The 10,154-nt window shown below is 59.9% G+C and carries 8 protein-coding genes and 1 pseudogene; 2 read left to right on the plus strand and 7 right to left on the minus strand.

Going from position 1 to position 10,154, the window contains the following annotated elements:
- Window positions 1-169 precede the first annotated feature (169 nt).
- Window positions 170-1,515: pseudogene (locus tag AC1D1L_RS32815) on the plus strand (IS5 family transposase).
- On the opposite strand, the gene AC1D1L_RS32820 reads toward AC1D1L_RS32815, so the two are convergent.
- The 6 genes from AC1D1L_RS32820 to AC1D1L_RS32845 form a co-directional block, all read right to left on the minus strand.
- Window positions 1,507-1,737, minus strand: a complete 231-nt coding sequence (locus AC1D1L_RS32820; RefSeq protein ID WP_477345619.1) for a hypothetical protein — start codon at window positions 1,735-1,737, stop codon at window positions 1,507-1,509. The pseudogene AC1D1L_RS32815 and the gene AC1D1L_RS32820 sit on opposite strands and share 9 nt — an antisense overlap.
- A gap of 45 nt (window positions 1,738-1,782) precedes the next feature.
- On the minus strand, window positions 1,783-2,844 hold the full coding sequence (locus tag AC1D1L_RS32825; RefSeq protein ID WP_477345620.1) for a C45 family autoproteolytic acyltransferase/hydolase: 1,062 nt from the start codon (window positions 2,842-2,844) through the stop codon (window positions 1,783-1,785).
- A gap of 350 nt (window positions 2,845-3,194) precedes the next feature.
- The gene (locus AC1D1L_RS32830; protein WP_477345621.1) at window positions 3,195-4,091 is read right to left on the minus strand and encodes an ABC transporter permease; all 897 of its coding nucleotides are present in this window, start codon (window positions 4,089-4,091) and stop codon (window positions 3,195-3,197) included.
- Window positions 4,092-4,099: 8 nt separating this feature from the next.
- The gene (locus tag AC1D1L_RS32835) at window positions 4,100-4,924 is read right to left on the minus strand and encodes an ABC transporter permease (RefSeq protein WP_477345622.1); all 825 of its coding nucleotides are present in this window, start codon (window positions 4,922-4,924) and stop codon (window positions 4,100-4,102) included.
- Window positions 4,925-5,008: 84 nt separating this feature from the next.
- A complete protein-coding gene (locus tag AC1D1L_RS32840) occupies window positions 5,009-6,043 on the minus strand; it encodes an extracellular solute-binding protein (protein WP_477345623.1) in 1,035 nt (344 codons plus the stop codon).
- A 37-nt stretch (window positions 6,044-6,080) separates the two neighbouring features.
- Window positions 6,081-7,193 carry an ABC transporter ATP-binding protein gene (locus AC1D1L_RS32845; RefSeq protein ID WP_477345624.1) on the minus strand — a complete coding sequence of 371 codons (1,113 nt, stop codon included), beginning with the start codon at window positions 7,191-7,193 and terminating at the stop codon, window positions 6,081-6,083.
- Between the two features lie 93 nt (window positions 7,194-7,286).
- Here AC1D1L_RS32845 and AC1D1L_RS32850 point away from each other — a divergent pair, with 93 nt between their 5' ends.
- Window positions 7,287-8,249, plus strand: a complete 963-nt coding sequence (locus AC1D1L_RS32850; protein WP_477345625.1) for a LysR family transcriptional regulator — start codon at window positions 7,287-7,289, stop codon at window positions 8,247-8,249.
- A gap of 1,223 nt (window positions 8,250-9,472) precedes the next feature.
- On the opposite strand, the gene AC1D1L_RS32855 is transcribed toward AC1D1L_RS32850, so the two are convergent.
- Complete coding sequence (locus AC1D1L_RS32855) at window positions 9,473-9,847, minus strand: LysR family transcriptional regulator (protein WP_477345626.1); 375 nt, start codon at window positions 9,845-9,847, stop codon at window positions 9,473-9,475.
- Window positions 9,848-10,154: the final 307 nt, after the last annotated feature.

The following is a 10,154-nucleotide window of genomic DNA, read 5'->3' on the forward strand; positions in this document are numbered from 1 at the left end:
TAGTCGTCCGTGAAGAACTCGGAAGGCTTTGATTCAATTTAGGATTCTGCTCCAGTTTTGCGTTTGATTTTGCCGGAAATCGTGGCTTCGAGCGGCGATTTCCGGCAAATTGAAGCGTGCCCGTACGCGTGATTCGACTGTTGTGGCGAAGCTGCGAGGGGAGCGTGCGATGCGGCCGAAGGAACGGCGCGAAAGCGGACAGACCGACCTGTTGCGATCCCGGCTCGACCAGATCCTCAACATGGATCATGCGCTGGTGAAACTGACCCGGTCGATCGACTGGCGTTTCCTCGAACAACGGCTTGGCGCGGTCTATGACGACGATCCCGGCCGGCCGCCGCTGCCGACCCGGTTGATGACGGGCCTGGCCATCCTCAAGTCGATGCACAACCTGTCCGACGAGGCGCTGTGCGAGCGCTGGCTTGAGAACCCCTATTACCAGCTGTTGTGCGGCGAGGAGTTCTTCCAGCACCGCCTGCCCTTCGACCGCAGCTCGCTGACGCGCTGGCRTCTGCGCATGGGCGAGGAGCGGCTGATGGCCTTGCTCCAGGAGAGCCTTGCGGCAGCGACGCGGCTGGGGGCGGCCAAACCGGCCGACTTCCGTGCGGTGATCGTCGACACCACAGTGCAGGAGAAGGCCATCACCTTCCCGACCGACGCCAAGCTGATGCATCGGGCCCGCGAGCGGCTGGTGACGCTGGCCAAAAAACACGGCATCGGTCCTGCGCCAGCCCTATGCGCGGGTCGGCAAGTTCGCGCTGATCAAGCATCAGCGTTATGCCCATTGCCAAGCAATTCAAGCGCGCCAACCGGGCGCTCAAGCGGCTGCGTACCATGCTGCGGTGATCCGCGACATTACCCGCAAGCTCGCCGGGCAGCCGGAACTGGCCCAGGTCTTCGCCCTGCCGCTGTCGCTTGCCCGGCGCGTCAGGGACCAGCGGCAGCGCGAGCGCGGCCGCAAGGTCTATTCCCTGCATGCTCCCGAGATGGAATGCATCGGCAAGGGCAAGGCCCACAAGCCCTATGAGTTCGGCGTCAAGGTCTCGGTCGCCACCACGCTGTAGCGCAGCCGCGGCGGCCAGTTCGTCGCCCATGTCAAGGCGCTGCCCGGCAATCCCTATGACGGCCACACGCTGGCCACCGTCATTCCCGCCATCGAAACCGCGATCGGCGCCAGTCTCGGTAAGATCGTCGCCGATGCCGGCTATCGCGGCCACAATGCGCCGAAGGACATGTTCAAGGTCCATGTCGCCGGCTACAGGCGCGGCCTCACCCAAGACCATCAAGCGGGCACTGCGACGCCGGGCCGCCGTCGAACCGGTCATCGGCCATCTCAAGCAGGACCATCGCATGGGCCGCAACTTTCTGGCCTTCACCGAAGGCGACGCCAACAACGCCATGCTCGCCGGCTACAACTTCAGCCTCTTGCTCAACTGGCTGAGGCTTTTGTTTGCCTTCTTCCTGGCGCTGCTTGCAACCGCTCCAGCGTCACCGGTCCAGCCACGATCAGCCTGACCTCCGCAGCTCAACCGGAATAGCCTCCGAAACGGGGCTCGTGCCGAAATGGCTTTCTTCACGGGCGACCAAATAAGCGCTAAGTTCGTACTCCGTGATCTCATCGAAGCCGGCGATCTGCTGGCGTTGCTGGCGATCAGCATCAAAGGTAGCACCGATCGAAGATTTCGGTGGCGCACATACGAAGCGGCCGAACAACACCATCTCCGCCAGTTCTGCCATCGAAACCTTGGTAATTGTTTTATAGAACTATAGGGATGCTTTAATTTAGACGACACGCATCGTTCCGCTTAGCGCGTCGCGCTCGCCCGGCGTGGCGTGCACGCGCCATTCGACGCGATCAGGGAAAAGGGCGAAGACGCTCGTGGCGAGGGTCTGACCGATATCATCCCCCCGATTGCTGTCGCAAAAGATCGGGGTGGTCTCGTCGAAGAGTACTGCCTCCGCGCCCCTCGCGAGCGCTCCTTCCGCGATCATCCGGTCCGCCGCCTCCTGCCGGTTGCGGGAAGAGAGGATGATCGTCTGCTCCAATCCGTCGAATTCCCCGAAGAGCAAGTGGTTGGCGTGGGCTCGCGGCGAGGCGACCTCCCGAACGGCGCAGCCTGAGGCCGGCGCTTCGACAGAGGCAAGCCGGCGCGTCGTCGCCTCACCGAGATTGTGATGGAAGCCGCTGGCGCGGTCCTTGCGCTTCAGGATTTCGACCGCTTCGTCCAGACTTCCCGCATCGAGGATCGCGCGGCAGATGACCTGCCGTGGCACGCAAGGCTGAAAATCTTGAGCGCTGATGTGGTTGACAGTCTGGACGAGCCCGGCCTCGTTTAACCCAAATGTGTGCCCCGGCAGCATGCCGGGATACATGAAGCTGCTCCAGGCGGGGCCCTCGTCGGGCTCGACCTCAACCCAGATACAAGCGCCTAGAAACTCCGCCGCGCCGTCCTCGTTATGGGCGATTATCGCCGGAGCGTCGCCTTCCGCCGGAATGAGAAGTGTGGTGCAGCCGGCGGCGGCTATGGCTTTCGTTACTGGGGAGACGTGCTCGGGAAGCCGTAGGTCGCCCCGGCAGTTCCAGAGGAAAACCGTTTCGAAATCCTGCCCGGCACCTTCGGCGATGCCCTCGATCTCACGCACAAAGCGGGGATAGGCCGCACGGGCCGCGGATTCCAGCGCCTGCAGATATTCCGATCCACGCCAGCGGGCGAACAGCGCCTGAAATTCTTCGGTGCTCATGACGCGCTGGCGGAAGCCGGCGGCGGTGGCCCGCCCGAGCGTGAAGCCGATAGAGAAGGCGTCGCCCTTGGCGCGAACGCGGGAGATGGGATTTCTCGACATATGCTGCCTCTGCTTTCTGTGGGGCTACCATGAATCTACCGGAACGAGCCGGCGCAACATTGGGCATTCGGCAAGGCCATGCCAACTATAGGGCCGGCCTGGTTAGCACCATCAGCTCCCTCTGGACCGGGGTGGTGCGTTTAACAGGTTCTGTCGACACCTAGAGTAAAGCACTTGATCTAACAACGGCGGCCGACCTTTCGCTCTCCATTAAACCCCGTACCAGGCGGCGCCGCTTCGCCAGATGCTTGGGCCGCGCGCAACAGACCGTACACATGATTGACCCTGACTCATTCACGACCACGCATGAATAATGTTCCCCTCGTTTCAGTAATCCCTTTCGATTCGGGCTAGTCACATCCCGATTTAGCCCGCTGTCCTGACCTCATCAGCAGGGCCGATACCACGAGCAGGAGAATACTGATTCCGGTTAGCAAAGAGGCAATGGCCGTGATCGTCGGATCGATTTGGAGTACCAGCTCATTAAACATCCGCTTCGGTACGGTTTCATAGGTTCCGGAGATGAAGATCGTGACGATGACCTCGTCGAAGCTGGTGATGAAAGCGAAGATCCAGGCGGCTCCGATGCTGGGAAGGACGTTAGGGAGCAGGACTCGCAACAGCATTACTCGCGTAGAAGCTCCTAAGGTGAAGGCCACTTGCTCTAGCCTGACGTCGAAACCCCGGAAGGCGACGGTCATCACGAGGACTACTACGGGAACCCCAAGGACCATGTGCCCGATGATAAGCGCTGGCAAGGTTCCCAGCAGACCGATACGCGCGAACACAAGATATAGCGCCAGCGCGGTGATGACGGACGGAATCACGATCGGCAGGATGAAATTGGCCTCGACAACCAGCCGCCCGGCAAACCTTCCCCGCACTAGGCCGTAGGCGGCCGAGCCTCCAAGCAGCAGCGCCAGCGTGCTTGCGACAAGCGCCACTCCTAACGAGGTCCACAGATCGTTGATCCAGCGTGGATCCGTGAAGAATGCTGCATACCAGCGAAGCGATAATCCTGGTGGTGGAAACTGGAGTGTGCTCGCGCTCGAGAACGACATTGGCACGACCACCAGGATCGGCAGAGACAGGAAAAGCAGGACTGAGATCGCTACCGCACTCAGAATCACGCGCCCGAGGGCAAACCTGCGCCGGCGCCGCTCGATCGGCGCGCCTTCAAATGCATCCAGGGTGTTCGGCATATCGGGGCGACCGCCCTGGCCGTATCGCCCTTGTCGCTTGCTCATGACATCCCTCACATGCCCGAATGCGCCGCAGCGCGGCGATAGAGCGCGTAGAGAGCGACGCTGGCCGCAAGCAGTACGGTAGAAATTGCTGCAGCTAATCCCCAGCTCGGAAACCGGTTGATCAAGACGTCGAGGACATTTGCTATCATCGAAACACGCCCGCCGCCGAGGAGTGCCGGAGTGATGTAGAACCCGATTGCTGAGATGAAGACCAATAGAGCGCTCGCGGCAAGGGCTTGCCGAGTCAGGGGAAAGAAAACCAGCCAGAATGTCTGGAAATCCGATCCACCCAAGGTCGCTGAGGCCTGCAGCAGGCGGCGGTCGAGCTTCGTCATCGCGGCATAGAGCGGTAGGACGTTGAACGGGATCAGAATGTTGGTCATCCCGATGGTCACTCCGAGTTCGTTGTACATTAGATCGATTGGCTGATCGATGACGGCGAGCGAGAGCAGCGTCCGGTTGACGATACCAGCATTGCCGAGGAGTACGATCCAAGCATAGCTCCGTACCAGGACGCTGACCCAGAATGGTATCATTACGAAAGCGATTGCTACCAACCGCCCGGTTGGCGACAGCCGGGTCATCCAATAGGCGACCGGATATCCAATCAGAGCGGAGCAAACAGTGGTGATCGCCGCCACCTTGAAGGTGTTAAGCAGGACTTTTAGATAAGCCTCTTCCTGGATGAGATGCAGGTAGTTTGCTAGCGTCCACGAGGGCGCGACGCTGATACGCAACATTAGCAGGATCGGAACGTTGAATGCGACCAGCATGACCACAGCCAAGGGTAGCACGTATCCAAAACCGTTGCGATTGAACCCGATGCGTCCCATGTCCTACATCCGTCAGCTGTATTATGCCAGCTCGCCCCCTGTTCCTTTCCAGACGGCGAGCCCAAGGTTCCAGAGTCTAAAATCTCAAAGTCCGAGCTTGAAATTGAGCCAGCGCTCCTCGACCTCCTTGCCGTGATCGGCCCACCATTTGTGATCGTAACCGACCTGCACGTCCTTGTTCTGCTTCGCGGTCGGGAACTGTCCAATGCGATCCTTCGGCAAGAGGGCATCAAGATCCGGGCTGTTTCCGGTATAGGAAATGACGCTTGCCGCGACAGCCTGGTTCTCCGGTACAGTCATCTCATGCAGTAGCTTCATTGCAGCAGCCTTTTGCGCCGGGTTGGCGCCGCGCGGGACGGTGAAGAAGCTGGTGTCGATCAGACCCTGGTTGAACGAGTAGTCCAGCATCGGCTCAGCGGTGACGCGCCCCGACCATGCGACAGCATACTGCACTTCGTTGTCATTCAGGAGTTGCGGCGGCTGAGCGCCGGCGGCCCACCAGACGGCAACGTCGGGGCTAAGCTTTTTCAAGCTCTTGAAGGCGCGGTCTAGATCGAGCGGATAGAGCTGGTCAGGCTTCACGCCGTCGGCCAACAACGCGATCGGAATAGCATAAAATGCCATGTCCGGAAGGGAGCGTTTGCCAGGGAAATCTTCGACGTTCCAGAAATCAGCCCAGTTCGACGGTGCCTTGGCGTCCTTACGCCAGGTCATGATGGTTGAATAGTACTGATACCCAAGTGCGTAATCGTCGCGCGACTCAGGAAAGATCGGCAACGGAGCGATCGCCTCCCAATCGAGCGGTTCGAGCAGGTTTAAAGCCTTGGCCTGCTGGACCTCAGTGAGCTCGAAAAGCACCGCAGAGATGTTACCGGATGCGACCATCGCCTGCAGCTTTCCAATCCCGTTCGGGCTCTCGCGGACCACCTTTATGCCAGTCTTTTGTGTAAACGGCGTGATGTAGCCTTTCTCGATCGAGTCACCGGATGCACCGCCGGCTTCGACTATGCGGATTTCAGTTACCGCATCCTCCGCCCTGGCATCGAACGGAGCACCAGCAAAGACCGTCACCCCGGCAAGCAGTGCTAACAGAGCGGAAAGCGTTCGTTTCGTTTCCATGGTCAAGTTCCTCTCAGCGTCTTCAGTTGTGGTTGACTTAGACTCTTAGCAATTCGGGCGCGGCGTGCTGGACCTTCGCCCGCGATTCGCCGCCCTCAGGAATGAGCCACACGGCTTCGGCATCCCAATCGACGCGAATGGATGCTCCTGGCGGATATGGCCGCCCGGTTTGCATGCATGCGGCGATCAGCAGCGTGCCGCGCGCTGTCTCGACGTGGTAACGGACGGTTTGGCCGAGATAGACGGATTCGATGACGGTCGCGGGGACACCCCGCTCCGCACTCGACGCGAGCACGCGAACATGTTCTGGCCGTATGCTGACGGATACCAGCGATCCGGACGTCTCGTCGAACGCGCGGTAGGGCAATTCCTCGCCGGAGCCGAGCCGGATGACCCAATTCCCGGTACTATGCCGGATCGCTTCGCCATTAAGGCAATTGGTAGTGCCGAGAAAGCCTGCGACAAACTGATTGGCAGGTCTAGTATAGGCTTCCAAGGGCTCAGCGATCTGCTGGACCGTACCGTCGGCCAAGACGAGCACGCGATCCGAGAGCGAAAGCGCTTCCTCCTGGTCGTGGGTGACCAGGATCGTGGTAATTCCGAGTTTGCGTTGCAGTTGTTTCAGCTCGACTTGCAACTGCTCGCGCAGCATTCGGTCCAGAGCCGCAAGCGGCTCGTCGAGCAGCAGGATGTCGGGCTGAAACACGATGGCCCGCGCAAAGGCAACGCGCTGCTGCTGGCCTCCGGAAAGCTGGGTCGGGCGTCGAGCTTCGAAACCGCGGAGGCGCACTAGGTCCAGCGCATCGCCGACCCGCCGCCGCGCATCCTCTGCCGACACGCCCCGGACCTTCAGCGGAAAGGCGACGTTGTCGAACACTGACATATGCGGAAACAACGCGTAGCTCTGGAACACTAGCCCGATATTGCGTTGCGCCGGCCGGGTTGCCGTGACGTCGCGGCCGCCGAGGACGATACGACCGGTGGTCGGCTCCGTCAGTCCGGCAATCAGCGAGAGGACCGTCGTTTTTCCCGACCCGCTGGGTCCGAGAATGGTGACGAACTCGCCCTGCTCGGCCGCGAAGTCGAGCCGCTCCAGCGCGCGGATCTGGCCATATTGCTTCGAAAGCCCCTCAAGACTGATCGATGCCATCGCCCGAGCGCTCCCTTGTTCCCCCATGCTTCTTGTCATCTTCGTTAAAAACCATTGCGCGTCTAACATTTTTTAGGCATAGATCAATCGCGAATGAGCAATAACATCACTCTCAGGCATTTGCGGGCGTTCGTCGCGATCGCGGAGCGCGGCGGATATACCGCTGCGGCACGCTTCCTGAACATCGCGCAATCGGCTTTAAGCCGAACGATCGTCGAGGTTGAGGAGGAACTGGACACCCGACTGTTCGAACGCACTACAAGGCGGGTCGTCCCTACAGCATCCGGCGAACAGCTATTGATGAACGCGCGGCGTGTTCTTGAAGAATTCGACAGCGCGCTGTCACGGTTCCAGCTTTACCATAGCGGATTGAACGGGGTCGTGAGCCTAGCGGCACTTTCGTCGGTCGCGTCCATCATGCTGCCGATGGTCATTTCCGAATTCCGGGAAGCCAGGCCCAACGTTAGAATATCGGTAAAGGATGGTTTCGCGGAGGAGGTTGTTCGTTATGTGTCCAACGGACACGTCGATTTTGGCATCACTTCCTTCCCAAAAGCAAAAGGACGGCTGGTCTGTGAACGGATCGCGGCGGATAGTCTGATGTGCATCTGCTCGAAATCTCATAGATTTGTGGGCATGGAAACGGTGTCCTGGAACGACTTGGCTGGCGAAGACTTCGTCGCATTCGATCCCTTGAGCAGCATTCGCACTTATGTGGATCGCGCTTTGCAAATTGCCGAAATCCAACTCGGGACCATCACAGAGGCTCGGGACGTCGGCACGGTTGCGGGCCTCGTATCCGCCGATCTAGGCGTATCCGCCGTGCCTAGCCTTGTCCTGCCCATGATGCAGTTTTGTGAATTTACCCAAAAAAAGTTGGTGGGTCCTGTAGTCGAACGCGAGATCTATCTTGTCCACGATCCACAGACACCGATGCCTCCAGCCGCCGGAATTCTCATGGAAATGCTACGGCGGGGAGCGATGCATGGATTCCGAATTCCGAACGGAGCAAGGTGGGTGAATAATCCGAAACCTGATCCGGCGAAAAAGGAATAGGAGCGACAACGCACCTTCTATCGCGGCAGATGACTTTCCTGAACGGCTCGTGCGATAGCTGGACGCACCATCGTGATCTGCGCAGCAGATAAAGGCATGCTCGGTGAGCTATCGAGGCCGCGGCAAACCGGATAATTGCGGCGATCGGCGAGGGTGATCGGCGACGCCATGTGGCGGTCGATCAGCACCTCTCCCGTAACCGCCACCGCGATATGTATCCACGGGCTCGGTATCCACGAGGAGGGCGAGCGCTTTCTTGATCCGCGCCGGCGTCCAGTCGAACTCGATCTCGGCCCGGCATGCGCCAGCGCCCGTTGGACCGAAGCCCGGTCGGAGTATGCTGAATTCCTGCAAGCGGCCGCAGCGAGACTCAGCTGACGGCTTCCGCGGAGATCAGAGAGGGTGGGCAGCCCAAAATGAATCGCATCATCGTCGTATGCATTCCGGCCGAGATCATTGCAGTCGCCGGCATTGCCAGTATGGCGGCTCGGGGCGGGGGCGTCATCCCGCCTCAAAAAGGAACAAAGCCAGAGCCTTCCTCGTTCCGTGGCATCCTCGCATCCTCCCGGCGCCGCGCCACACGCAAACAGTCAGTTGCTGCGGCAGAATCCTATAACGGCAGCCCTCTGTCCACGCGGGCGCCAGTTGAACCAAGGGCTGGCCAATCTCCGCGGCAGCGCGTTCTGCCCCCTGATGTGGACTGCGGTCTCGCTAAGGCTGGGGCACGGCACGCAGCATTGGTGCAGACGTCATCCCGCACCCGTGATGCCGATCACCACACCGCTAGCTTCTGGGCCATGAAGACGCGCCGGGCGCGAGTCCTGACGTCAAGCGTTCCGCTCTTCGGCCGAGATCTTCCGTAACGATCCGCGCAGTCGCTCGGCCCCCCGGTGACAAGGGTCCGTTGTCGTTCCACGTTAGATAATGTCCTCCTGGGGCGTCCTGCTCAAGGTCAGTAATCCTAATAAGCTTGCCCTCTTCGACCGATGTTCGCACCAGCCGGTGCCAGCCCACTGCAACGCCCTGATCAGCCTGGGCGACTTGAAAAGCCACGAAGAAGGTATTCCCGAAGCCCAGTCCCCAGGTGCTTCCCGATTGTCGCATCCTGGCCACGAAGCGGCCCATGGGAATCCCGGCGCGACTCAGGACCTCGTCCCAGCCGGCCCAGTCAGGTTCGATCCATTCGAGGTGCAGGAGTGGCAATTCGGGCAAGCACTTGGCGGTCACACCGCAGTGCTGCTGGGCGAAGCCGGGACCGCAGACCGGTAGATAATATCGCCAAACAATAGTTCCGCTCTCTCGTCATTCCGGGAATAATCGCGGCGTTTAATAATCCTCACGACTTCCGACGCCCGTGAAAAGCTGCTTGCCAGCAACCTATAGAGGTCTTCGCCAGCGCTGCTAAGCTCGACGTCAGCTCCAGACCCAACAATCAGCCGAACGCCAAGCTGCCCCTCAATGGCTTTGATCTGCCGACGGATCTCTCCCGATGTCACTTCTAGCTCGAAAGCCGCAAGCTTGAACGACAAATGGCGTGCCGATGCCTCGAATACCTCAAGGGCAGTTAGGGACGGGATATCATAATGGAGATGGACCATTGAACACTCCAATAGGATTGGCAATCGCGAACCGAACGACATCGTATCCCATGTCACCACTGGCCTCCGTGACGGATTGCGGCCGTCCGCCGTGACCGGAATTGGCAGACCGTTTTAGTTGCACCACTCGCCATACCGCCGGCCCGGCCCTGGCGATGGTTTCGTCAGGTTTCCGACATTCTAGTACCGTTCCACAGAGATTATGACTCCTTGACGGGATAGGCTTTGCGGAGTTTTTCGCGAGCCTTCTCGGTGGTGAACATCCACTGGATCTGAGCGCCTTCGGCGTTGCGCCGCTGTTGCCAAG

This window comes from Mesorhizobium sp. P2_D6 (assembly GCF_056404315.1).

What these genes read in the sequence shown, in the direction of transcription:
- AC1D1L_RS32840 (WP_477345623.1), bottom strand. Translation starts at nt 6,043, where the DNA reads ATGGAAACGAAACGAACGCTTTCCGCTCTGTTAGCACTGCTTGCCGGG.
- AC1D1L_RS32855 (WP_477345626.1), bottom strand. Translation starts at nt 9,847, where the DNA reads ATGGTCCATCTCCATTATGATATCCCGTCCCTAACTGCCCTTGAGGTA.
- AC1D1L_RS32850 (WP_477345625.1), top strand. Translation starts at nt 7,287, where the DNA reads ATGAGCAATAACATCACTCTCAGGCATTTGCGGGCGTTCGTCGCGATC.
- AC1D1L_RS32845 (WP_477345624.1), bottom strand. Translation starts at nt 7,193, where the DNA reads ATGGCATCGATCAGTCTTGAGGGGCTTTCGAAGCAATATGGCCAGATC.
- AC1D1L_RS32835 (WP_477345622.1), bottom strand. Translation starts at nt 4,924, where the DNA reads ATGGGACGCATCGGGTTCAATCGCAACGGTTTTGGATACGTGCTACCC.
- AC1D1L_RS32820 (WP_477345619.1), bottom strand. Translation starts at nt 1,737, where the DNA reads ATGGCAGAACTGGCGGAGATGGTGTTGTTCGGCCGCTTCGTATGTGCG.
- AC1D1L_RS32825 (WP_477345620.1), bottom strand. Translation starts at nt 2,844, where the DNA reads ATGTCGAGAAATCCCATCTCCCGCGTTCGCGCCAAGGGCGACGCCTTC.
- AC1D1L_RS32830 (WP_477345621.1), bottom strand. Translation starts at nt 4,091, where the DNA reads ATGAGCAAGCGACAAGGGCGATACGGCCAGGGCGGTCGCCCCGATATG.